Below are 21505 nucleotides of genomic sequence, written 5' to 3'. Positions count from 1 at the left end.
CCGGGCTTCCCGTGTCCGCGCGGCCGGAGGCGGACACGGGGCGGCCGGGGGCGCTCGCCTCAGTCGGCCATGGTCGCTGGAGCGGTGGGCGGGGTCGGAGCGGTGGGTGCTGCGGTTGCCGCCGGGGCGGCCGCCGCCACCGCCGCCGCGACCTCCGGGGCGACGCGTGGGTCGAGGACGTCCGGGACGATGTGGTCGCGGGCGAGGTCGTCCGCGGCCAGCAGGGTGAGGGCCTGGGCCGCCGCGAGCTTCATCCGCTCGGTGATCCGCCCGGCGCCGGAGTCCAGCGCCCCGCGGAAGACGCCGGGGCAGGCCAGCAGGTTGCTGATCTGGTTCGGCCAGCAGCTGCGACCGGTCGCCACCACCGCCGCCCCCGCCGCGTACGCGGCCTCCGGGGTGATCTCCGGGGTGGGGTTGGAGAGGGCGAAGACGATCGGGTCCGGCGCCATCGAGGCGATCAGCTCCGGCGGCACGGTGGTCGAGGAGAGCCCGATCAGCACGTCCGCTCCGGGCAGCACTTCGGCCGGCGGCCCGGTCCTGCGGTGCGGGTTGGTGAGCGCGGCGAGCTCCGCCTTGGCCGGGGTCAGGTCCGGGCGGCCGGGGTGGATCGCGCCCCGCGAGTCCAGCGCCACCACCTCGCCGACGCCGGCCGAGACCAGCATCCGGGCGCAGGCGGCCCCGGCGGCGCCCGCGCCGGCGACCACCGTGCGGAGCGAGGCGAGGTCGCGGCCGAGGAGGGCGGCGGCCGAGTTCAGCGCGGCCAGGACGGCGATCGCCGTGCCGTGCTGGTCGTTGTGCATCACCGGGCAGTCCAGCACCCGGCTCAGCCGCGCCTCCAGCTCGAAGCAGCGCGGGGCCGAGACGTCCTCCAGGTTCACCGCGCCGAAGGAGGGGCGGAGCCGGACCAGGGTCTCGACGATCTCGTCCACGTCCGTGGTGGCCAGGACGAGGGGCACCGAGTCGAGCTCGCCGAGCGCCTTGAAGAGCGCCGACTTGGCCTCCATCACCGGGAGGGCGGCGGCCGGGCCGACGTCGCCCAGGCCGAGGACGGCGGTGCCGTCGCTGACCACCGCGACCATCCGATGGGCCCAGGTGTAGCGGGCGGCGAGGGCGGGATCGCCGGCGATGGCGCTGGAGACCCGGGCCACGCCGGGGGTGGAGATCATGGAGAGGCGGCGGGCGTTCAGCAGCTCGGCCGGGGGCTGGATGCTCAACTTCCCGCCGAGATGGGCGAGGAAGACCTCGTCCTCGTCCGGGGCGGATTCGGCGAACTCTTCGATGACCGGCATGGCGACTCCTTGGTTCCGGAGGGTCGTGTCAGGTCGTTCTCGAGTGCCCCCGAGGCGCGCAGGATGCGCACGGCACCCGGCGAAGTTAACAGGCGAACATCACCTGAGCGTTACCACGCGATTACCAGTGGTCATCAGTTTTCCCTGGCGCGCTGAGCTGCGCCCGCTCGTCTCCGACCACAAGAAACCCACAAGGAGTCGACCTACGTTCAGGGGGAATCGACCGCTGACCGAAATGGAAAACGGGAGGAAGTCCTCATGCGCACAAGGTCGTTGAGCCGGCGGGTGAAGGTCGTGTCGGTGGGCGTGCTGGCCGCCGCCGCGGTGGCCGGGGGAGCCTCGGCGTACGCGGCCACCGACGGGCCGTCCGCCGCGGGCGCCTCGTCCGGCGGGGTGTCCGCCCTCGCGGCGGCGTCCACGTCCACGTCCACGTCCACTTCCACTTCCACGTCCGCGTCGGCGCACGGCGGCAAGGCCGGGCATCACCGCAAGTGGTGGGCCCGCCGGGTGATCCGGGCGATGGGCCTCCACGGCGAGGCCACCACCCGCAACGCGAAGACCGGGAAGTACGTCGACCACGAGTGGCAGCGCGGCCAGGTCACCGCGGTCAACGGCTCGGACCTCACCGTGCGGAGCGCCGACGGCACCACCTGGACCTGGGTCGGGACCTCGGCCACCAAGGTGACCAGGGACGGCAAGAAGATCGCGGAGTCCGCGCTGAAGAGCGGGGACAAGGTCCTCGTCCTCGGCACCAGGTCCGGCAGTGCCAACGACGCCCGCCGCGTCTTCGCCCCGCAGAAGCAGTAGAGGGCACTCGTCCTCCGCCGGTGGCAGCCGGCAGGCCTGCCGGCTGCCACCGGCCGCGGGAGGAGCGGCCTCGCCGGCCGGGCCGAAAGGCGTGCGCCTCGACGGCCTTCACCTTGCACAATGGGTGGATGCCATCACAGCCGCCGATCGCCGGGCCCACATTCCACCAGGACGCCGAGAGCGCCCTCGAAGAGGTGCGGCGGATCTACACCCGGCAGATCGACCACCTCCGCTCGGCGATGCGCCGCTTCGTGGCCGGGGAGACCCCGACCGAGCGGGTGCGTGGCTGCTACCCGTACGTCGCGATCCGGACCGACCACTCCGTCGCGCGGGTCCCCCGCGAGGACGCCGGGCTGTCGGACGTGGGCCTCTCCTACGGTTTCGTGGCCAACCCCGGCCGGTACGAGACCACGCTGACCCGCCCCGACCTGTACGCCGCCTACTACCTGGAGCAGTTCTCGCTGCTGCTGCGCAACCACGGCGTACCGCTGGAGGTGGGCACCAGCAGCGAGCCCATCCCGATCCACTTCTCGTTCCTGGACGACGACCACTTCGACGGCAGCCTGTCCCCGGACCGACGGCTGCTCATGCGCGACCTCTTCGACCTGCCGGACCTGTCCACCATGGACGACGGCATCGCCAACGGCGCCCTGCGCTTCGAGCCGGGCCAGCCGCGCCCGCTGGCGCTCTTCACCGCCTCGCGGGTGGACTACTCGCTCCACCGGCTGCGGCACTACACCGGCAGCGCTCCGGACTGGTCGCAGAACTACGTCCTCTTCACCAACTACCAGTTCTACATCGACGAGTTCATCAAGCTGGGCCACCGCGAGATGGCCGACCCGGACAGCGAGTACACGGCCTTCGTCGAGCCGGGGAACGTGGTCACCCGGCGGAAGGGGCTGGCCGCCGAGGCGGTGGACGCCCTCGGAGAGCCGCTGCCGCGGCTGCCGCAGATGCCCGCGTACCACCTGATCCGGCCCGACCACAGCGGCATCACGATGATCAACATCGGTGTCGGGCCGTCCAACGCGAAGAACATCACGGACCAGATCGCCGTCCTCCGCCCGCACGCCTGGCTGATGCTCGGCCACTGCGCGGGCCTCCGCGACAGCCAGCAGCTCGGCGACTACGTCCTCGCCCACGGCTACGTCCGCGAGGACCACGTGCTGGACGAGGAGCTGCCGCTGTGGATCCCGATCCCGGCGCTGGCCGAGATCCAGCAGGCGCTGGAGCACGCGGTCGCCGACGTGACCAAGTACCAGGGCGCCGACCTGAAGCTGATCATGCGTACCGGCACGGTGGCCAGCACCGACAACCGCAACTGGGAGCTGCTGCCGGGCAACGAGCCGCAGCGCCGCTTCTCGCAGAGCCGCGCGGTGGCGATGGACATGGAGAGCGCGGCCATCGCCGCCAACGGCTTCCGCTTCCGCGTGCCCTACGGGACCCTGCTGTGCGTCAGCGACAAGCCGCTGCACGGCGAGATCAAGCTGCCCGGGATGGCCAACACCTTCTACCGCGAGCGCGTCGACCAGCACCTGCGGATCGGGATGCGGGCCATCGAGCTCCTCCGCGACCAGGGGCTGCGCCGACTGCACAGCCGCAAGCTGCGCAGCTTCGACGAGGTCGCCTTCCAGTGAGGGGGCGGCAGCGGCGGGGGTCCGGGACGGGTGGCCGCCGGGCCGGTCAGGGCTGCTGCGGCGGATAGCCGTCCACCTTCAGGTCGAAGGGCTGGTCGCGGAGGTCGAAGGACGTGTAGTGGTTCTCCGCGTCGGTCTCGACGGCCGCGAAGCGCGGGTCGTCGCCGTCGGCGGGGACGATGACCAGTTCGGTCGGAGACCGGCCGCGGTCCGCGAGCGGCGTGCTGTACTGGCGCTCGCGGGCCGTCCAGCGGTCGGCCACCGAGTCGCGGGCGGAGGCGTAGCGGACCAGGTCGGCGGCCACGTCGTAGGGGCCGTCCTTTCCGCAGACCAGCAGATCGGCGTTCCTGCCGTGGGCGATGAGTTCCCCGACCGGATCGCTCGGCGGCAGCACCAGGCCGGTCGCCCGCTTCGGCTCGCGGGGGAGCCCGGACTGGAGCACCGCGTAGTTCCTCCGCAGCATCCGGTGGGCGGCGCGCATCATGTCCGGCTCACTCCAGTGCGGCGGCCAGTCCTTCAGCTCCAGCACATGGATCGCGACCAGTTCGCCACCGGAACGGACGGTCTCGTCGAAGGCCCAGGCCAGGGCCGCGCGGGAGTTGGGGGTGTCGTCGAAGCCCACGACGATCCGCCCGGTGGGCTCCTCCTCGACGCTGCCGGCCCGGACGATCACGACCGGGCACCGCGTCCGCTCGACGCAGCGCCGCACCACCTTCGCCGGCAACCGGCGTGGGCCGTGCGGGGAGCTGATCCCGTGCCCGCCCGCGCCCAGGACCAGCCAGTCGCCCGCCCGGCCGAGGAGCAGCAGGTAATCGGCGCGCGCACCGGCCTTCCGGCTGATCACGGGGGACTCCCAGCTGGTCCGCGCCTGTCTCGGCTCGTGCTGAAGTCGCGCCTCCAGGGAGGTCCGCAGGGCGGTGTCCGTGCTGTCCGCGGCCGCGAACTGCACCACCAGAAGTTCCTTCCCCCACTCCGCGGCCTCCGTGTTCGCCCACCGCAGGGCCTCCTCCGAGTCCTCGGAACCGTCGACCCCGACGATCAGGCGATTGGGTGCCGGACACATGACGGCCTCCGTTCCTTGCGGCCACCGGCGGTCCTGTCGCCACCTCCAGCGCACCACGGAGTCCTGGTTCCCCCAACCACCCGGTAGGGCCCTTCCGGCCGCCGCAGGGCCCAGTCGTCCGTCCACGACCTGACGGGGGTGCGTGCCGGGGCGGTTGGGGTGGTGCGGGGGGCGCGGGTGGTGTTGAGGGTGCGGGCACGGCGGGCGATCGGGCGATCGGACGATCGGACGTTCAGGGCTTCGCGGGGGCGGGCGGCCGCCCCTTGGCGGCTTGGGCCTGGCGGCAGGCCTCGACGTAGGCCCGGACCAGGGGTTGGGCGGTATCCGCCGAGCGGTTGCCCGCGGCGCCCGCCGTATCGCGCGGCCAGGCGAGGGCGAAGCGGCTCGGCGAGATGCCGCGCACCGGGCGGGTCCGCACCCCGCCGAGGGTGATCAGCGGGGCGTTCCCGGCGGCGAGAAGCACCACCCCGAGCCCGGCCGTCAGCGCCTCGTACGTCTCCTCGGTGCTGGCCACCTCGGCGCCGATCCGCGGCGGGCGGCCGGCCCGGGCGTCCAGCGCCAGCCAGTAGTCGCGCAGCGGGCCCGCCGCCGGCGGCAGCGCGAGGAAGGGCTCGTCGGCGAAGTCGGCGAAGTCGACGGCCTCGCCCTCGGGCGACTTGGCGGCCAGCGGATGCCCGTCCGGAAAGGCGACCAGCCGCGGCTCCTCCGCCACCACGAGATGCTGATAGCGCTGCTGGTCGGGCAGCGGCAGCCAGACGAAGGCGACATCGCTCGACCCGTCGGCGAGCCCGGCGGTCGGGTCCTCCCAGGAGACCTGACGCACCCTCAGCACGGCCTCCGGGTTGACCGCGCCGAAGCGGGAGCGGATGGCCGGCAGCAGCCCGCCGCGGCCCGGGCTGGTGCTCATGCCGACCACCAGCGTGCTGCGCTGGGCCGCCTTCGCCCGCTGCACGGCCGACCAGGCCTCCTCCCAGGCGGCCAGCATCCGGCGGGCGTGCGGCAGCAGCGCCTCGCCGACCGGGGTGAGCGCGACGCCCTGCCGGTCGCGGACGAAGAGCGCGGCGCCGAGCTGCTTCTCCAGCGCCCTGATCTGCTTGCTCAGCGCCGGCTGCGAGACGAAGAGCCGGTCGGCGGCCCGGGTGAAGTGCAACTCCTCCGCCACGGCGGCGAAGTAGCGCAGATCCCGTCCATGGACGTCCATAACCATCGGCTATCACGCCCGGTCTTGGACGGCAAGGGGTGCCGCGCGCAGGCTTGTCCCAGCGGAACCGGAGAGGGAGAAGAGGGAGAGGGACATGAACAAGGTCTGGCTGGTCACCGGTGCGAACAGCGGCTTCGGACGGGCCATCGCGGAGGCGGCGGTGGCGGCGGGCGACGTGGTGGTCGCCGCGGCCCGTCGCGTCGAGACGCTGGACGACCTGGTCGCCGCCCACCCCGACCAGGTCGAGGCGCTCCGTCTGGACGTCACCGACATCCCCGGCATCGACCTCGCCGTCAGGGACGTCGTCGACCGGCACGGCCGGATCGACGTCCTGGTGAACAACGCCGGGCGCACCCACATCGGCGCCTTCGAGGAGACCTCCGACAAGGAGCTGCGGGACCTCTTCGAGGTGCACCTCTTCGGCCCGGCGGCGCTGGTGCGCGCGGTGCTGCCGCACATGCGGAGCCGCCGGTCGGGCGCCATCGTCCAGATGAGCAGCATGGGCGGCCAGATGTCCTTCGCCGGCTTCTCGGCGTACAGCGGAACGAAGTTCGCGCTGGAGGGGATGACGGAGGCGCTCGCCGGGGAGGTGAACCCCCTGGGGATCAAGACACTGATCGTCGAGCCCGGCGCCTTCCGCACCTCCCTGATGAGCAACCGCTCCCTCAGCGGCGAGATCGACGACTACGAGCCGACCGTGGGCGCCACCCGGCGGATGGCCCTGGACAACGGCGGCCGGGAACCCGGCGACCCGGCCAAGGCCGCCGCCCTCGTCCTCGCCGCCCTGGACGCCGAGGACACCCCACTCCATCTGCCGCTCGGCGAGGACGGCGTCGATGCGGTACTCGGCCACCTCGACGCGGTGCGCGGGCAGGTCGAGGCGTGGCAGACGCGGTCCCGGGCCACCTCCTTCTCCTTCGACGCCTAGGAGATTCCCTCCCCGGCCGCCGACCGGACGCCGAGCGGCAGTACGCGGTGGAAGACGGCCATCGTCCGGCCGGGCCCGTTGTAGTCCGGGACGGTCCGGACCTCGAAGCCGAGGCTGCGGTGGAAGGCGATCGAGCCGGCGTTGCCGGGCGAGGTGATCGCCTTCAGCTGCCGCGCGCCCTGACGCTGCGCGGCCTCGGCGAACGCCGCGTACAGCCGCCGCCCGAGCCCCTCGCCCCGGGAGTCGTCCCGGGTGGCGACGAGATGCACGTACCCCGTCCCGTCCGGCGTGACGAACCCGAACAGATACCCCCGTATCCCCTCCGCGTCCCGAGCCACCAGGCAGGTGGACCCGAACTCCCGCACCATCGCGAGGAGATGAAGCGACCTGAGGTCGCGCTCGCCCCAGTAGCGGGAGTGGTCGGCCAGCACGCGGTGGAAGTCGGCCACGTCGGCGGGTGCGATCACCATGGTCATGGGATCGAGGATGGCAGGGGGACGGCGGCCGTGCCGTCCGCTCCAGGGAAGGGCCCGGGCGCAGCTTGGCCCGACGCAGCGCCAAGACCGGCATCTCCCTCGGGTGACGGCGAACCTGCCGGGGGGTCGGTGAGCGCTCGTCGAGCGTTCGATGTGGTGCGGGGGCCGCGGGACGGTCTGGCCGGCGGGCTTACCCGTCCGCTCGCTGCTTCACCGAGTCGAGCGTCGGCCACGGAGGACCGTCGTGCAGCGCGCGCAGGAGTTCCTCCCCGAATCGCCTCCCACCCGGGAACTGGTCGCCACGGTCCCAACGCCACGCTGCGACCATCGCCAGGACCAGCTGCCGGCACTCGTCCAGCAGTCCCCGGTCGATGTTCGGGTAGTGGGCGCAGACCGCCTCGGAGACATGGGCCAGGTCGAACTCGACGGGGCCGCGGCAGCACGTCTCCAAGTCGATGAACAACGGGCCGTTCTTCGTGCTGAGCAGATTGCCGGGATGCGGCTCGCCGTGGAGCAGCTGCTCCTCGACGCCGCGGTCCTCGATTGTTCGTCGCAGGCCTGCCAGTCTGCCGGCGAGGAACTCGCGCTCCGGCTCGGCGAGTTCCGGCGAGCGGCCCGGGTCGGTGACGACTGCCTGCGCCTCGGAGATCCGGCCCGTGAACCGTCGGCCGGGCACATCGACCATGCGCATGCCGGCGTGGAGCAGTTCCAGCGCCTCGGCGTACTCGGCCGGTGGGACGTCGGGTGCCACGGGTTCGTAGTAGGTCCAGAACGTCACCGCGAAGCCGTCGCGGGTGTACACCCGCGGGTCCGCCCGGGGCTCCAAGGGGCAGACAGGGCATCCGGCCTCGGCGAGCCGCTGGGCGAGCTCGACCTCGAACCGCGCGGCCTCCTCTCCACCGGAGGCGACCCGGGCGAAGACGTCGCAGGGGGTCAGCCGAAGCGCCAGCTTGTTCGAGTTCTGGAGCACCATCGCGTCGCCGACCGGAAGGCCCAGCGACGCGGCGACCGAGGTCGCAGCCGCCAGCGCCCGCGTGACCTGGGAAGTCTCCATTCCCCATTCTGGTCATACCGGCGGCCGGGTGGTCTCCTCGTTTTTCGCAGGAACGTGAGGACGAGGCCGGGGTTTCCTCGTCGGTTACCGCCGCTGTCCGTGCGCTCTGGCACGCGTCTGGCACGGGGCGAGAAGATGGCCGGGTGACTCGCGAGCAGTTGGCAATGCTGCTGACCGATGGTCAGGCTGCGCTCTCGGCGAAGGCCGCTCTCTTGGATGGTGCCCCCTATGAGGTCTGGGTCACGGACGGCTCGGGTACGCCCGCCGCTCAGTACGCGGCGATCTACCGTCGGCGACTCAAGACTGCTCGTTCGAGGCTCGTTCGAGGGGCACCTCCACCGTTGACCTGGCTGAAGCAGTCGATCGTCTTCGCATCGCCGGGACAGACCGCGTCCATCTGGGCCGGGTGGAGGCTTCGGGGGGCTGGACGTACATGGTGTTCCTGACTGAAGCGCTAGACCGATGCGTTGCCTCCACGGGAGTTCAGCGGCCGGTTCGACCGTCTGGCCAGTGTTGATGGGCCCGGAGGCGCTCCGGTCGCGGCAGGACAGCTCTCATCGGCGCTGGTTCTGGGCGTCGAGCGGAGGGCGGAGTGGCAGCGGTGCCCGCTCAGGTAGAGCCTGATCGCCTCGTACGACGATGGTGCTGCGGAATAGGCGCTCGAACTTGTCTCGGATTGGGCCCGGGGCGACGGCGGGGCCGCTGAAGACTCCCCTGAGGAGCCAGCCTGGACCGTCGCTGCCGACGAAACTGAGCGCTTCGTCCCCCTTCTCAGCCCCCTTCCCGTCTCCGGCGGGCGGCACGATCAGTTCAGGCCCAAGGCTGCCCATCGCTTCCACCGCTTCGCGGTTCTCCCACTGCCGCAGGCCATCCTTGATCTCTCTTCGTACGTCATCCCAGAGGTTCGCGACCGTGCTTGCGAACGCCTGTAGCTGGATCTGGCTTCCGTCCAGTACGAAGGTCGCTGCGATGAGCTGGTCATCCGCCGCTTCCAGGCGGACCTGCGTGCCGATGGCCGGCGAGACGATGAGGGAGCCGAGATCAAGCCTGCCGAACTCATTGCTCCAGCCCGGGACATCGCTTATGTCCCACGGCCCATACCGCCGGCCGCCGGTAGGTACGTCACCTGTGTCCATGACCGCATAGTGTCGGTCGCCGCCGCCGGCAGGCAACGGCTGGGACAGCCCATCACACGCCGGTTCGACGGAGCCGGATCCGAGAGAGTCACCCTGGACGAGCGAGAAGCCCCGGGGCTGTGACCTGTGGCCCTGCGTTGGAGCGGGCGACGAGGATCGAACTCGCGGTCTGGGCTGGGGAATCACGGCTGGGCGGGCGTCCGATGGGGCTCCGACCTGCGTGGACGCCAGGCAGGAAAGCGGTGTCCCGGCCGGATATCTCCTCGTCGGTCACCGCAGTTGTCCGCTCGTTCTAATGCGTATCTGGTGCAGGCGAGAGAATGGCCGGGTGACTCGCGAAGAGCTGGCGGAGCTGCTGACACGGGGGGCTGAGTGCTCTGCGAGGACCGCTCTGGACGCCGGCGCCGACTGCCAAGTCTGGATCGGCGACGCCCGGCCGGAGTCTGGCGATCACTACGCCGGGATCTACGCTCGGCGGCTCAGAACGACTCGTTCGGCGGGAACGCTTACCGCGGGCTTGGCCGAAGCCGTGGGCCGTCTGCGGGCGGCATGGCAGAGACGGGTCCGACTGGGGAGGGTGGATGGCGCCGATGGCTGGGTCTACATGGTGTTTCTCTCCGAATGCCTTGACCGCTGTATCGCCTGTACCGGAGTTCAGCGGAACGCCGGCGATCGCGTGGGACGCCCCGAGGGAGAAGCCCCGTCGGTGAGAGGCGCGGCGCCCTGTAGTACATAATGTGTTAAAGTCGTCCCATGGACGCCACGCGACCGGGGAAGACTCGTACTACCAGCGTCAGCCTCAGCGCTGAAGCTCTCGACAGGATCCGCGCAGTCGCTGGCCCGCGCGGAGTATCCGGCTTCGTGCAAGAGGCCGTTGAGCATGAGCTGGCCATGATCGACCTCGATGAGATCGTCTCCGATTACGAATCTCGACACGGCGTCATCAGCGATGCCGAGGTCGAGGCCGCCCGCTCGGAGCTGTTCGGCAACCCCGACGCTGTTCGCCCCCCGGCTGACGCGGCGTGAAGCCAGTCGCTCTGATCCTGGACAGCGAGGCGTTGTCGCTGCTACTCCGCGACGATCGCGCGATGGTGGCAAGAATCAAGGCAGCTCGCCAGGAGCGGGTGCCTGTGCTGGTCAGCGCCATGACGATCATCGAGGCCGACGATCACAAGATTCACCCGGCCCGCGCTGCCTACGTCCTGTCCCGACTGCAGATCGTGCCGGTCGACGCCGATATGGCCTCGCATGCCACTCGGCTGCTACGCGCAGCCGGACTGCACGGCCACAAGTACGCCATCGATGCAGCAGTCACGGCCCTCGCGCTCGCTCAGCGAGGTGACGCCACCGTCTTGACCAGCGATGTCGAGGACATCGAAATGCTGCGCGACGCAGACGATCAAGAACTGCGCAGCGGAAGGAACCTCCTGGTTCGCAAAGTCTGACCGCGGGGCGCGTGCGCTGATTCCACGGGTGCAGGGGTTGTTCCATTGAACGTCCAGAGGTTGGGCGATCATTGGGCCACCAGAGGTGCCCTTGGCGACTGGGTCAAGCCGACTGGCCGGGCATGGCGACAAACGGTCAACCGGGGCCAGCAGCTGCCCACTTGGGCACGCTTTCCGGCACGCGAGGGGCACGCGGACCGAAATCGGTCCAGACAACCAACAGGGCCCAGGTCGTTGACCTGGGCCCTACGCGTGGAGCGGGCGACGAGAATCGAACTCGCGCTCCGATCTTGGGAATCACCGAGGCTTGGGCCTGCCTGAGCGACCCGACCTGCGGGAACGATCGGTAGGCTGTCGACGGCGGGTGCACTCGTGCTCGCGGTTCGCCTCTACTTACCGCGAGTTCTGGTGCGCATCTGGTGCGCTCCTGTGCGTCGGTCGCCAACGGCGGCCCGGAGGCGGGCTCGCTGAGGTCGCAGTGTCGCTGGATAGCGTAGCGCTGATTCCATGGATGCCCGATTCTTCCGGCTTCTCCCCTGCTTCCCTCCAGACTCGGTAGTGTGGTGGAACCACGAAGCCGGTGAGGAGGCCTAAGCCGTGACCGCCCTGTCTGTCGATGATGGCCCTGGCCCGCTGATCCCCATGCCGCCCAAGACGCCGGCCGCGCTGCGCGCAGCGGTTGCCCGCCTGGACCCGGAGTCGATCAGCGGATTCGACGGCGAATGGGAGCGGGCCATCGCGGACAGCCGCGATCACTACGACCTCACCCCGCTGCGCGGGTTCGTCGAGCACTGGTGGATCTGGGTGGCGGTCGCGCGTTACCCGGAGCGCCTGGCCCGGTTCCGTGAGTGCGAGCGGATGGCGTCTCGTTGCGATGACCGCTCAGGGCGCCGGGCATTCCAGGCAGAGACCGCCCGTATCCTCAACGGCTCCGCCGACGAGGCGGAGGCCGAGGCCCGGGGATGAGTGACTGGACCTGGGAGTACATGCCAGACGCTCAGTCCGTCGTCGGTGGACTCGATGTGGAGCGGCGCGCCGAAGTCGAGGCGCTGGCGCAGCGGATCGCCGATGCTGTGGCAGTGCGCCGTATCGGGGAGTCGTTCGATCCGGCCAACGCGGTCTCCAGCATGCACACGTACGCCGAAGGCGGCCTAATGCTCGTGTACCAGGAGGACTATCGCGACGACACGATCCTGGTGTCCCGCGTCCAGTCCGTGTGAACGTGCCTTCTGGCGTGGGGGTCTGGCGCGCGGCGCCAAGAATCCTCTGAACAACCAACAAGGGCCAGGTCGCTGACCTGGCCCTTCGCTATGGAGCGGGCGACGAGAATCGAACTCGCGCGCGGGCCGATCGGTTCGGCAACCTCTTCCCGGCCGGACCGCCGGTACTGACGCAGGCGGACGGGGCGGCGTTCATGGACGCGGTGGACAGCGCGCTTGGGCGCAGGGAGGAGGCGGCTCGTGTCCATGGATGAGGAGTGCGGGCCGGACTCGGTGCGCTGGAACCCGATTTCCTCGGCGGCCTGGTACGAGGCGCGCAACGCCACGGCGGCGCTGCGGGACGTGCTGATCGCGGCCGGGCTGGCGGAAGTGTTCCCCTTCCTGCGGGCGGAGTTGAACGCCTTCGGTCACGGCATCGTCGACCTGGGCCGCACCACTCCGGAAGCGGTCGAGCGGATTGCGGAGCTGCTGGCCCTCGGGCAGGCAGCCGCGACACAGGCTGACGGGCGTGGCGTACGCGGGCACCACGACAACTGACGGCACCGGCGGGCGGAAGCAACTCACAACGAGGGGCGGACCATGCAGGCAACGGAGATGCGTACCTACCGCGGCGAGCGGACGGTCTGCGCGCCTCGGGCGGAGATCCTGGAAGACGGCATCCCGTACGTGGCTGGCTGGGCTGCGGCCGACAGGGCAACCCGCTCGCTGGCGGAGTCGATCCGCTCGGTCGGCCTCGACGTCGGCTTCGCCGGGCTCCGCTCCGACGTGAGCGTCCACGGCGACGGCATGGTCTGCCTCGGGACTGTTCCGGCGGATGTGGTCCAGCGTTTGGCTGACCTCCTCGCCCGCGGCCTGTGCGCCGAACTGGAACGAGAAGGCGGCGAACCCGCAGCCGCGTGACCTCGGCCCTGACATGCGGATTGGGACGTGCACAATGACGGGATGCGCAACACCGTCGAAGGAGCCTGGCACAGGATTCTGGCTGAACCTCACGGACCGGCAGACTCCCCGCTCTCCGCTCCGTTTGCGGGACTGGTGCGCGCAGCGAATGCCGAGCCGTTGCTCCGCCAGCTCTACCCCTGGACTGGCATGTGGGAGCTGCACTTCAGCCGGTGCACGGAGAGCCGCTACACCTGGGACGTCCCCTACATCGGCACACTGCGGGACAGCCGGTACTACGTCGAAGGGCCGAGCCGGTCCAGCCCGCGGATCGCTGAGACGGACAGCGCGCAAGCGGCAGTGGCGATGGTCATCGATCGCCGACCGGCACGATGCGGGCCGGCCTTCATCGGCAACGCGGAGGAGCTGGCTGCCTACGAGAAGACGCTGGGCAACTGCTGAAGCGGCTGCCCCAGTCGCGCAGGACCCGCTTGGGGCCCTGACCACTCCGGGGCCTCCCTCCCGATGGCTGCCAGATTTTGGGCCGGGAGGAGCCTGGGTCAAGGGCCGCAGAGGACCAGGTGCGGAAGCTGATGCTGCTCAGCGAATCAGCTGGTGACGATGAGAGTTGTGATCATCATCGGCAAGATGATCAACAGGACGGTCTTTTCGAGTGCAAAGAGGGAGCGGAACGGCGAGAGGCCCTTAGGAAGCGGTTTGATGCCGAGATCTGCAAGGGCCAAGCGAGAACAGTGCACGAGCCTGGCGCTGTCCGCTTGATTGGCCTGGGCCGTGACGTAGCGGCGAATGAGACGTTGGGATTCCCCGTCCGAGAAGCTCAAACGGGTTCCAGCCGCGTCGGTGACGATGATGTACACCGTGGCCCCGCCCCGATAGACCTCTTTCCAAGTCCGGACACTCACCAGGGAGTGCAAGTCGAGGGTGCGGTACCCCGTCCAGGTACGGGCCGTCAGGAACCGTGAGCGTGGACCATGCCGGTACCGCGGTCTGCGGGCAACGCAGAGGTGGGGCACACATGCCCAGCCGAAGCCGGAGAGTGCGCCGGCGGTCACCATGACGGGACTGGGATCTGCGAGTGGTGCCGCGATAAGGGCCGGAACCACCATCAGGATGAGTAGGGCGGCGACGACGGTGACTGTGAGGCTTCGGATACGCCGACGAGAAGTCGCGGTCGGTATGAACTCTTGATCAGCTCTGGCTGAGGGGGCCGCTGGCACGAAGGAAATTAGTCGTCGTGACGACCCTGAAGTCAAGTACTGCCTCTGCGGCCTGTACCCAGAGCTGACTTCGAGATCGTCACCGGGGAGACGAAGATCTTCGAGTGTGAGGGGGCGACCATGTTGATCGCTCGTCACTCGAAGAAGGTGCGTGAGCGGAACGCCCCCGGACATCCGGAGCGTGCTCCCTTTGTCGGGACCCCGGCCGACTCCGGAGAGGGAGCAGCGCCATGGCTGAACGTCTCCTAACGGTCCGTGAGGTCGCCGAACGGCTCGCTACCTGGGCGACCAGCGGGGAGCGCTTCCCCCGGCGGCTGATCGCTGAGCGGCGCATCACGTTCGTGAAAATGGGGCGGCATGTCCGCATCCCGGAAGAGGCGCTGAACGCCTACGTCATAGCGCACACCGTGCGACCGGTCGCCGTCCGGCGCAGCCGACTGAGGGGGGTTGCCTGATGGGTAACAAGAAGGGCAAGCGTCGCCGCTTCGGCGCGGTGCGCCAGTACCGTTCGGGCCGCTGGACGGCGAGCTACCTCGACCCGGAGGGCATCGAGCGGCGTGCTCCGGGGACCTTCGAGACCAAGAAGGACGCGGAGATCTGGCTGTCGCAGATCGAAGCGGACCTGTCGCGCGGCGACTGGCAGGACCCGGATGCGGGCGCGGTCAACTTCGGTGAGTACGCCTCGCGGTGGGTCGGGGAACGGGGGCTCTCGGCGACCACGCAGGAGCTGTACCGCCGTCTGCTGCGGCTGCACATCCTGCCGGAGTTCGGGGGCCGGGACCTGGATGAGATCACTCCGCCGCGCGTGCGTAGCTGGCGGGCGGAGCGGCTGGAGGCCACGGGTGCCACCACGGTGGCCAAGTCCTATCGGCTGTTGAAGGCGGTCCTTGAGACGGCGGTCGAAGACGAGCTGATCCGCCGGAACCCGTGCCGTATCCGGGGCGCGGGACAGGAGTCCGCTGCTGAGCGTCCGATCGCGACCGTCACGCAGGTGGATGCGCTGGCTGATCTGCTGGGCCCGCGTTGGCGGTTGATGGTGTACGTGGCTGCCTACGGGCCTGCTCGTCCGGAGGAGCAGGCGGAGTTCCGGCGGCCGGATGTCAGCCTTGATCCGCTGGGGATCTGGGTTCGACGTGCGGCCCCGGAGCTCACCACCGGGCGGCGAGTGGTCGACGACACCAAGTCGGACGCCGGGCGCCGGTTCATGGCGTTGCCGGAGTTCATGCGGAAGGACGTGGAACGCCACCTGGCGTGGTTCGCCGAGAAGGACGTTGACGGGCAGATGAAGCCGAACGGGTTGCTGTTCGTCGGCGAGCGCGGGAAGCCGTTTCGGCGTTCGACTTTCGGCCGGAAGTGGCGTGCCGCGCGGACGAAGGTGGGTCTGCCGGAAGGGTTCCGTTTCTATGACCTACGGCGCACCGGGCACACCTTGGCCACCCAGTCCGGCGCCACGCTCAAGGACACGATGGTTCGGGCCGGCCGGTCGACCGAGCGGGCCGCGCTGATCTACCAGCATTCGACGCTGGAGCGTCAGCAGGAGATCGCGGGAGCGCTGGATGAACGGGTTCGCGCGTCAAGGCCGAGCGGGCGGCGGCCGACGAAGCATCTGGTGCGGATCTGGTGCAAGACGCTTAGCGCGGTCTAGACAAGCAATAAGGGCCAGGTCGTTGACCTGGCCCTTCGCTATGGAGCGGGCGACGAGAATCGAACTCGCGCTCTGAGCTTGGGAAGCTCATGTTCTACCATTAAACTACGCCCGCGTGATCAGCTGTCAGATGGCCTGGGAGCCGTCCGGCTGACGCGGTTACTCTACCGCATCTCCCCTGTCGGTTGCACCGCCCCTCGGCGGTGGTCCGTGTGCGTGGCGCGGCGTACTGTGGCGGGCGGTTCGCCTGAGGGCGGCTGAGGCGGGGGCCGATGCGGAGCGGACGGTTCGACGGGTCCAGTCTCGGCGCGTCCTAGGCGTTATGTCCGGAAGATCCCCTAATGTGACACCGCTGCACCGTACTTGCTCGTTCTGCGGGCCGGTCGTGGGCGAGTGGGTGGCGGGTCGAGCGGAGGGGAGCCAGGGGGCCGTCATGGGGAAGGAATCAATGGAGCGCACCGTCGTCCGTTGTGCCGAGGGGCACCTGTTCAGCACCGCCACGTTCCCGCTGCAGAATCTCGGCCAGGACCGGCTCGGTCCCGGCCGGCTGATCCGCTGTCCGGTCTGTACGCGGCTGCGGCATTCGGTGCCGGCCGATCTCGACAAGCTCTCGGGCGCGGAGATCGAGCTGGCGATGCGGCGGCCGGCCGCCGAGTTCCTGGCCTGAGTTCGGCCTGAGTTCGGCCTGAGGCCGGCCTGAGCCAGCCGCCGCCGCGGGGCCTGGACCGGTTCCGCGGGGGCCGTGTGGCGCCGGATGGCGCCGTGTGGCGGAGTGGGCGTCCGGTGCGGATTGGGCCCGGGCCCGCCCCGCCGCGTAACCTCGTCCCGTGCTGCTCTCTGACAAGGACATCCGGGCCGAACTCGACTCCGGGCGGGTCGTGCTGGAACCGTACGACCCCGAGATGGTCCAGCCGTCCAGCGTCGACGTCCGACTGGACCGCTACTTCCGGGTGTTCGAGAACCACAAGTACCCGCATATCGATCCCTCGGTCGAGCAGCCGGACCTCACCCGGCTCGTCGAACCGGAGGGGGACGAGCCGTTCATCCTCCACCCGGGTGAGTTCGTCCTCGCCTCCACCTACGAGGTGATCACGCTTCCGGATGACGTCGCCTCCCGCCTGGAGGGCAAGTCCAGCCTCGGCCGCCTCGGCCTGCTGACCCACTCGACGGCCGGTTTCATCGACCCCGGCTTCAGCGGCCACGTCACCCTGGAGCTGTCGAACGTCGCCACGCTGCCGATAAAGCTCTACCCGGGGATGAAGATCGGCCAGCTCTGCATGTTCCGGCTGACCTCGCCGGCCGAGCACCCCTACGGCTCCGCCCGGTACGGCTCCCGCTACCAGGGCCAGCGTGGGCCGACCCCGTCCCGCTCCTACCTCAACTTCCACCGGAGCAAGGTGTAAGCACCGACCCGGCCGCCGCCGATCGCGAGGTCCTCACCGGGGACCTCTTCGGCTCGGCCGGCCGCGAGCCGGCCCAGACGGTCGCCGAGGACGGCTACCGGCCCGGCCGGACGTCATCCTGACCATCGCCCGCGGCGGCCTCTTCGTCGCCGGCTCGCCGGGGTACGCGCTCGGGGTCAGGCACCTCCACCTGGTCGACGTGGAACACATGTCCCTCGCGGCAAAGCGCAGGATCTAAACGTCTGGCAAGCGCCGGTCTCCGACCTGCACACCGGGGTTTTGAGCTTGTCATTCATGTGGCGATTCCCCGCATATCAGCACCCTTGTAGCTGCACCCGGTTCGCCGTGGTCCAGCCGGCCGGGCGGCACGGCCCACATCAAGGCTTGAGTGGTGTCGGTACTCGACTATTGCGGCTGGCCTGTGATCAGCCTTACGATCCCGACTCACAAGCCGTCGTGTGGTTGGCGATGGATCGTTGGGAGTCCGGCTCCCGGGTGGGTGGGCATGCCTGAGGAGGCTTGCCCTCGATGCGCCCTTATGCGGGCGTCCTACGGACGCCGGGTCTGCGTACGCCGTTGATCGCCACCGTGGTCGGCGCCTTTCCGTTGGGGATGTTCAGCCTCGCCATCCTGTTGTTCGTGCGGGACAGGACTGGCTCGCTGGCTGAAGCGGGGCTGGCGGTCGGCGTGTTCGGCGTGGGCAATGCGGTGGGATTGATTCTTCAGGGCCGGTTGATAGACCGAATCGGGCAGAGTGCGGTATTGGCGCCTGCCGGGTTGGTGTGCGCGGCTGGAAGCGTGCTGCTGGTCACGGCGGCGTCGGCGGCCGGCTCGATGGCATTCAGGCTGGTCGTGACGGGCGGTCTCGGGTGCGCCATTCCGGCCACCACCGGAAGTATGCGGGTTCTGCTCGGAGAGACGATCGCCGAGCCTGAAACCCGCATCGCGGGTTACGCGCTGCTGGCTGTTGCCTTTCAGCTGGCGCTGCTTACTGGACCGTTGGTCACCGCAGCGCTTTTGGCGCCGGTAGGACCGGGCGGGGCGGTCGTGACAGCTGGCGCTCTGGCTGGCGTGGCGGGCGTGCTCTTCGCCGTGACCGGAGCGTCCCGAGCCTGGCGACCCCACCGCGCACACCCTGCGGAATCCGGATACCGCATGCGCCGTGGCCTTGTTGCATTGCTTCTGGTGGCAGCCGGCGGGGGGCTCTCCGCCGGATTGTTCACGGTCGCTGTGCCCGCCGCCGCTCTCGCGCATGGCGCTGCGGCCGAGAGCGGCCCGCTCATCGCGATGTCGGCTGCCGGCGAGATAGTCGGCGCCACCGCGTTCGGTGCCCGGCGCCGGCGCGGCTCGACGACCCGGCACCTGCTGGTTGCCCTGACGGGTTCGACGATTGCCGCAGGGCTTGTCGCCTGCGTTTCAGACCACATCACCTGGCTGTTCCCAGCTGCGCTTTTCGCGGGAACATGTTCCGGCCCGTTCGCTATCACCGTGTCCGCGCTGCTGGATACGGTCGCACCTCGGACGGCGCTGACCCGGTCCTACACCCTCATGGTCAGCGTCAGCCTGCTCGCCGGCTCACTCGGCAGTAGTGCGGGCGGCGCCATCGTGAGCGCTGCCGGATACCGGCTCCTCTTCACGGTCAACGCGTGCTGGCTGGCCTGTCTCCTCGCAATCGGGGTGCTGGTTCGCCGCGCTTTCACACAGACAGCCGTGACGAATGTGGCGGCGGGACGTACAGGTCAGGCGCGCCGCCGGTAGCCCACGCGCGTACCACCCCGGAAGGATCTAACTCTTTCTCTTCGGAAGGCCTCGGTGTTGAGCGGCCTGTTCGGGCATCCACACGCCCGCGCCCTTGATGATGTCCACGACGAGAGCCTAGCTCTGCGTCCGCTCGACTCCTGCCCGGACAGGGAGGACTGACGTGCCGCAGCGTGGTGCGCAGTCGGGTCGCCGAGGCGGGAGCACTTGCCCATGGGAGCGATCCGGAGTGGTGACGGCCCCGGATCTCAGCGCGTGGGGGCTTCCGCATGCGCTCGACTGGCGGCAGCATGCGAGGGGGGCGCTCATGAACAGCGTTTTGTTGGTCATCGGGGAGATCTGGTGTTGGCTGGCTGCCCTCTACCTGGCGGGCGAGGACTTGAGGCGCAGGAGCGGGCGTCGTGCCGCCAGATGGGCGGTCAGAGGGGCCGGTCTGTTGGTCGGCGGCATGATCGTGACTCTGAGCAGCGTGCTGGCGGGGACTCCCCTCACTCAAGCGCTCTTGGACGTGGTGCGCCCGGGTCCGTGGATTCTCCTCGGTGTGACTTCCGCTCAGGCCTGGCTTTGGCGCCGGGAGCACAAAAAGCGCGATGAGTGACGACGCGAACCAGTCGGCAGCGTGTCGGTGAGTTCATGTGCCGAGTGATTCCGTCATTGAGGCAGAGGGTGTCAGCGGTCGCGGTACGCGCGCTTGGGTGTCTCGGCGGTGATCGGGTAGTGCAGGGTGGTGCCGTCGGCGCGGGCGCGGAGCTCCTCCAGGATCAGGGCGCGGCCTTCGGCTTCGTCCTGGGTAGTGCGGTGGGAGATCAGCAGCGGCACGGCCTCGGGCAGCTGCCCACCGGGTGTCCCTCAGGTCTTGCTCAGATGATGTTCATTCGGGATCCGGGCGAGGCAGGATGCGGAGCAGGGGTACAGCGCTCGGCTGGCCGGACTTTGCGGGGGATTCGATGGTGGTACTGATCGGCGCGGCGGTCATCGTCCTCGTCCTCGCGGGGGGCGCGGTGTACCTGGTCCGGGGCGGCGGACTGTGCGGTGTTCGAGGGGACGACTCGGCGATGACGTTCCTGGCGGACTCCGGTCAGACCCACCACGCGCAGCACCACGCGAACCACCACGGCCATGGACACCACGACGGCTCTTCGCTCGGGATGGGGCATCACGGCGGCTTCGACGGGAACATGGGCGGCGGCGGCCACCACGGCTGAAGCCGTCCTGCGCGCGCCGATCCAGGAGCGCTCCCGGCCGGCCGCCCCCTCAGGCCCGCTTGGGGCTGGTGACGGCCGTGAGTCGGGAGTTGTCGGCCGAGAGGGTCAACTCCGTGCGCAGGCCGGCGAGTTGGCCGAGGTGGTGGAGGTGGGTGCCGCCGCAGGGGATGCCCGCGGGGCCCTCCGGCAGTTCGCAGGTCCAGCGGCGGCGGGCGGTGAGTTCGGGGCCCGGGACCTCGATCCGTACCGGTGAGTCGGCCTCGATCCAGGTCGCCAGGCGGGAGTTGATCTCCTCGGTGATCGCCGGGAGGTCCTCGGCGAGACCCTCGGCGGTGAAGCCCTTCTTCCGCAGCGACTTGCCGAGCCGGTAGACGTCCGTGCTGGCGTCGGTGTCCATCCGCGAGGTGTCCAGGGCCAGCGAGTCGAAGTCGGGGCTGCCCAGGGCGTCGGTGCGGCCCGGGTCCTTGCGCCAGCGGGGCGCGAGCGCGGAGTTGAGCGCCAGCGCGAAGAGGTGGCAGCCGGTGTGCGCGGCGCTCAGCGCGGCCCGCCGCTCGGCGTCCACGCGGAGCTCGGCCTCCGTGCCGACGGCCTCCCGCAGAGCCTCCGCCTGGCCGTCCGAGGCCTCCACGGCGTGCACCACCAGCCAGGCCCAGCCCTCCTCGCCGCGGCGGACCGGAATGTCCGCGCCGAGCAGCAGCGTCGACGGGTCCTCCGGGCCGACCGCGCCGGTGAGGCAGTCCACGACCGCGAGTTCGGCAGAGGCGGAGGCAGAGGCGGAGGCGGCGGCATCGGCGCCGGCCAGCCGGAGGACGCCGATGTCGGCCGGCTGGTCCGGCCAGGTGTGGTCGAGCGGGTGGAACGGGGTCGCCTCGGTGATCACCCCGTACCGGCCGTCCGGCAGCGCGGCGATGGAGAGTACCCGGGACCGGCCCGCGGTCTCGCCCGCCGGGAAACTCACCAGGGTGGAGGCGGTGGGCAGCACCGAAACGACCATGTTCGCGGCTCCGGACGGTTCGAAGGGAAGGAGGGCAGGAGGGGAGGAGGAGGGAAGGAGGAAGGAAGGCAGGCAGGGGGAGAGTGTAGTGACGCAGAGCAGGTGGGCGCAGAGCGGGCGGGCGGGC

At 70.0% G+C, this 21505-nt stretch carries 24 protein-coding genes, 1 tRNA gene and 1 pseudogene; 16 read left to right on the top strand and 10 right to left on the bottom strand.

The genetic code is table 11. The features are described from left to right. Positions 1-59: 59 nt before the first annotated feature. A complete protein-coding gene (locus tag BS73_RS19155) occupies positions 60-1289 on the bottom strand; it encodes an NAD(P)-dependent malic enzyme (protein WP_051940109.1) in 1230 nt (409 codons plus the stop codon). A 258-nt stretch (positions 1290-1547) separates the two neighbouring features. Between BS73_RS19155 and BS73_RS34820 the strand changes: the two genes are divergently transcribed. Both BS73_RS34820 and BS73_RS19145 read left to right on the top strand, forming a co-directional pair. After that, positions 1548-2096 (top strand): hypothetical protein, encoded by a 549-nt coding sequence (locus BS73_RS34820; protein ID WP_152617656.1) that lies wholly within the window; start codon positions 1548-1550, stop codon positions 2094-2096. Positions 2097-2224: 128 nt separating this feature from the next. Beyond that, the gene (locus BS73_RS19145) at positions 2225-3733 is read left to right on the top strand and encodes an AMP nucleosidase (protein WP_037574166.1); all 1509 of its coding nucleotides are present in this window, start codon (positions 2225-2227) and stop codon (positions 3731-3733) included. 46 nt (positions 3734-3779) lie between these two features. Here BS73_RS19145 and BS73_RS19140 read toward each other — a convergent pair whose 3' ends face one another. Both BS73_RS19140 and BS73_RS19135 read right to left on the bottom strand, forming a co-directional pair. Continuing rightward, positions 3780-4796: a universal stress protein gene (locus BS73_RS19140; protein WP_037574163.1), complete on the bottom strand. Its 1017-nt coding sequence runs from the start codon at positions 4794-4796 to the stop codon at positions 3780-3782. A gap of 232 nt (positions 4797-5028) precedes the next feature. Continuing rightward, the gene (locus BS73_RS19135; protein ID WP_037574160.1) at positions 5029-6003 is read right to left on the bottom strand and encodes a LysR family transcriptional regulator; all 975 of its coding nucleotides are present in this window, start codon (positions 6001-6003) and stop codon (positions 5029-5031) included. An 88-nt stretch (positions 6004-6091) separates the two neighbouring features. On the opposite strand from BS73_RS19135, the gene BS73_RS19130 reads away from it, so the two are divergent. Beyond that, the gene (locus BS73_RS19130; protein WP_037574157.1) at positions 6092-6925 is read left to right on the top strand and encodes an oxidoreductase; all 834 of its coding nucleotides are present in this window, start codon (positions 6092-6094) and stop codon (positions 6923-6925) included. On the opposite strand, the gene BS73_RS19125 is transcribed toward BS73_RS19130, so the two are convergent. The 3 genes from BS73_RS19125 to BS73_RS19115 form a co-directional block, all read right to left on the bottom strand. Further along, complete coding sequence (locus BS73_RS19125) at positions 6922-7401, bottom strand: GNAT family N-acetyltransferase (protein ID WP_037574154.1); 480 nt, start codon at positions 7399-7401, stop codon at positions 6922-6924. The two genes, BS73_RS19130 and BS73_RS19125, sit on opposite strands and share 4 nt — an antisense overlap. Positions 7402-7591: 190 nt before the next feature. After that, the gene (locus tag BS73_RS19120) at positions 7592-8455 is read right to left on the bottom strand and encodes an aminoglycoside phosphotransferase family protein (RefSeq protein ID WP_037574151.1); all 864 of its coding nucleotides are present in this window, start codon (positions 8453-8455) and stop codon (positions 7592-7594) included. Between the two features lie 554 nt (positions 8456-9009). Then, positions 9010-9591 (bottom strand): DUF3710 domain-containing protein, encoded by a 582-nt coding sequence (locus BS73_RS19115; RefSeq protein ID WP_051940107.1) that lies wholly within the window; start codon positions 9589-9591, stop codon positions 9010-9012. A 753-nt stretch (positions 9592-10344) separates the two neighbouring features. Between BS73_RS19115 and BS73_RS19110 the strand changes: the two genes are divergently transcribed. From BS73_RS19110 to BS73_RS19080, 7 genes are all read left to right on the top strand, one after another. After that, complete coding sequence (locus BS73_RS19110; RefSeq protein WP_037574150.1) at positions 10345-10617, top strand: hypothetical protein; 273 nt, start codon at positions 10345-10347, stop codon at positions 10615-10617. 62 nt (positions 10618-10679) lie between these two features. After that, the gene (locus BS73_RS19105; RefSeq protein ID WP_235215695.1) at positions 10680-11036 is read left to right on the top strand and encodes a PIN domain-containing protein; all 357 of its coding nucleotides are present in this window, start codon (positions 10680-10682) and stop codon (positions 11034-11036) included. Positions 11037-11633: 597 nt separating this feature from the next. After that, a complete protein-coding gene (locus tag BS73_RS19100) occupies positions 11634-12002 on the top strand; it encodes a DUF6247 family protein (RefSeq protein ID WP_235215456.1) in 369 nt (122 codons plus the stop codon). Continuing rightward, positions 11999-12256, top strand: a complete 258-nt coding sequence (locus BS73_RS19095) for a hypothetical protein (protein WP_037574146.1) — start codon at positions 11999-12001, stop codon at positions 12254-12256. Before BS73_RS19100 ends, BS73_RS19095 begins: the two co-directional genes overlap by 4 nt. 246 nt (positions 12257-12502) lie before the next feature. Beyond that, positions 12503-12793, top strand: a complete 291-nt coding sequence (locus BS73_RS19090) for a hypothetical protein (RefSeq protein WP_037580185.1) — start codon at positions 12503-12505, stop codon at positions 12791-12793. A gap of 42 nt (positions 12794-12835) precedes the next feature. Then, positions 12836-13156: a hypothetical protein gene (locus BS73_RS19085; protein WP_235215455.1), complete on the top strand. Its 321-nt coding sequence runs from the start codon at positions 12836-12838 to the stop codon at positions 13154-13156. 42 nt (positions 13157-13198) lie between these two features. Then, positions 13199-13597, top strand: a complete 399-nt coding sequence (locus BS73_RS19080) for a DUF6193 family natural product biosynthesis protein (RefSeq protein ID WP_235215454.1) — start codon at positions 13199-13201, stop codon at positions 13595-13597. 146 nt (positions 13598-13743) lie between these two features. On the opposite strand, the gene BS73_RS19075 is transcribed toward BS73_RS19080, so the two are convergent. After that, positions 13744-14013, bottom strand: coding sequence for a hypothetical protein (locus BS73_RS19075; RefSeq protein ID WP_152617655.1), 270 nt, complete (start codon positions 14011-14013; stop codon positions 13744-13746). A gap of 590 nt (positions 14014-14603) precedes the next feature. Here BS73_RS19075 and BS73_RS19070 point away from each other — a divergent pair. Continuing rightward, the gene (locus BS73_RS19070) at positions 14604-14828 is read left to right on the top strand and encodes an excisionase family DNA-binding protein (RefSeq protein WP_037574140.1); all 225 of its coding nucleotides are present in this window, start codon (positions 14604-14606) and stop codon (positions 14826-14828) included. Further along, positions 14828-16008: pseudogene (locus BS73_RS19065) on the top strand (tyrosine-type recombinase/integrase). The gene BS73_RS19070 and the pseudogene BS73_RS19065 overlap by 1 nt, the downstream one beginning before the upstream one ends. A 51-nt stretch (positions 16009-16059) precedes the next feature. Here BS73_RS19065 and BS73_RS19060 read toward each other — a convergent pair. Next, a tRNA-Gly gene (locus tag BS73_RS19060) sits at positions 16060-16133 on the bottom strand. Between the two features lie 333 nt (positions 16134-16466). On the opposite strand from BS73_RS19060, the gene BS73_RS19055 reads away from it, so the two are divergent. From BS73_RS19055 to BS73_RS19045, 3 genes are all read left to right on the top strand, one after another. Continuing rightward, positions 16467-16685 carry a hypothetical protein gene (locus BS73_RS19055; protein WP_200886712.1) on the top strand — a complete coding sequence of 73 codons (219 nt, stop codon included), beginning with the start codon at positions 16467-16469 and terminating at the stop codon, positions 16683-16685. A gap of 160 nt (positions 16686-16845) precedes the next feature. After that, the gene (dcd, locus tag BS73_RS19050) at positions 16846-17421 is read left to right on the top strand and encodes a dCTP deaminase (RefSeq protein ID WP_037574134.1); all 576 of its coding nucleotides are present in this window, start codon (positions 16846-16848) and stop codon (positions 17419-17421) included. A 576-nt stretch (positions 17422-17997) separates the two neighbouring features. Next, positions 17998-19179, top strand: a complete 1182-nt coding sequence (locus BS73_RS19045; RefSeq protein ID WP_161789683.1) for an MFS transporter — start codon at positions 17998-18000, stop codon at positions 19177-19179. Positions 19180-19848: 669 nt separating this feature from the next. Here BS73_RS19045 and BS73_RS38295 read toward each other — a convergent pair. Further along, positions 19849-19998, bottom strand: a complete 150-nt coding sequence (locus tag BS73_RS38295) for a hypothetical protein (RefSeq protein ID WP_161789682.1) — start codon at positions 19996-19998, stop codon at positions 19849-19851. Between the two features lie 128 nt (positions 19999-20126). Here BS73_RS38295 and BS73_RS19035 point away from each other — a divergent pair, with 128 nt between their 5' ends. Then, a complete protein-coding gene (locus tag BS73_RS19035) occupies positions 20127-20384 on the top strand; it encodes a hypothetical protein (protein WP_037574126.1) in 258 nt (85 codons plus the stop codon). A gap of 49 nt (positions 20385-20433) precedes the next feature. Here BS73_RS19035 and BS73_RS19030 read toward each other — a convergent pair whose 3' ends face one another. Next, positions 20434-21378 (bottom strand): alanyl-tRNA editing protein, encoded by a 945-nt coding sequence (locus BS73_RS19030; RefSeq protein WP_037574123.1) that lies wholly within the window; start codon positions 21376-21378, stop codon positions 20434-20436. Between the last annotated feature and the right edge of the window lie 127 nt (positions 21379-21505).

The sequence above is a fragment of the Phaeacidiphilus oryzae TH49 genome (assembly GCF_000744815.1).
Classification (GTDB): Bacteria; Actinomycetota; Actinomycetes; order Streptomycetales; family Streptomycetaceae; genus Phaeacidiphilus; species Phaeacidiphilus oryzae.
The sequence above is the reverse complement of the archived record's forward strand: the minus strand, read 5'-3'. Positions and strand labels throughout refer to the sequence as shown.

Coding starts and splice junctions, on each gene's coding strand:
- BS73_RS19145 (WP_037574166.1), top strand. CDS start 2,225: ATGCCATCACAGCCGCCGATCGCCGGGCCCACATTCCACCAGGACGCC.
- BS73_RS19090 (WP_037580185.1), top strand. CDS start 12,503: ATGGATGAGGAGTGCGGGCCGGACTCGGTGCGCTGGAACCCGATTTCC.
- BS73_RS19115 (WP_051940107.1), bottom strand. CDS start 9,591: ATGGACACAGGTGACGTACCTACCGGCGGCCGGCGGTATGGGCCGTGG.
- BS73_RS19035 (WP_037574126.1), top strand. CDS start 20,127: ATGGTGGTACTGATCGGCGCGGCGGTCATCGTCCTCGTCCTCGCGGGG.
- BS73_RS19120 (WP_037574151.1), bottom strand. CDS start 8,455: ATGGAGACTTCCCAGGTCACGCGGGCGCTGGCGGCTGCGACCTCGGTC.
- BS73_RS19080 (WP_235215454.1), top strand. CDS start 13,199: ATGCGCAACACCGTCGAAGGAGCCTGGCACAGGATTCTGGCTGAACCT.
- BS73_RS19135 (WP_037574160.1), bottom strand. CDS start 6,003: ATGGTTATGGACGTCCATGGACGGGATCTGCGCTACTTCGCCGCCGTG.
- BS73_RS19125 (WP_037574154.1), bottom strand. CDS start 7,401: ATGACCATGGTGATCGCACCCGCCGACGTGGCCGACTTCCACCGCGTG.
- BS73_RS19055 (WP_200886712.1), top strand. CDS start 16,467: ATGGAGCGCACCGTCGTCCGTTGTGCCGAGGGGCACCTGTTCAGCACC.
- BS73_RS19105 (WP_235215695.1), top strand. CDS start 10,680: ATGGTGGCAAGAATCAAGGCAGCTCGCCAGGAGCGGGTGCCTGTGCTG.
- BS73_RS34820 (WP_152617656.1), top strand. CDS start 1,548: ATGCGCACAAGGTCGTTGAGCCGGCGGGTGAAGGTCGTGTCGGTGGGC.
- BS73_RS19110 (WP_037574150.1), top strand. CDS start 10,345: ATGGACGCCACGCGACCGGGGAAGACTCGTACTACCAGCGTCAGCCTC.
- BS73_RS19070 (WP_037574140.1), top strand. CDS start 14,604: ATGGCTGAACGTCTCCTAACGGTCCGTGAGGTCGCCGAACGGCTCGCT.
- BS73_RS19095 (WP_037574146.1), top strand. CDS start 11,999: ATGAGTGACTGGACCTGGGAGTACATGCCAGACGCTCAGTCCGTCGTC.
- BS73_RS19085 (WP_235215455.1), top strand. CDS start 12,836: ATGCAGGCAACGGAGATGCGTACCTACCGCGGCGAGCGGACGGTCTGC.
- BS73_RS19030 (WP_037574123.1), bottom strand. CDS start 21,378: ATGGTCGTTTCGGTGCTGCCCACCGCCTCCACCCTGGTGAGTTTCCCG.
- BS73_RS19140 (WP_037574163.1), bottom strand. CDS start 4,796: ATGTGTCCGGCACCCAATCGCCTGATCGTCGGGGTCGACGGTTCCGAG.
- BS73_RS19130 (WP_037574157.1), top strand. CDS start 6,092: ATGAACAAGGTCTGGCTGGTCACCGGTGCGAACAGCGGCTTCGGACGG.
- BS73_RS19155 (WP_051940109.1), bottom strand. CDS start 1,289: ATGCCGGTCATCGAAGAGTTCGCCGAATCCGCCCCGGACGAGGACGAG.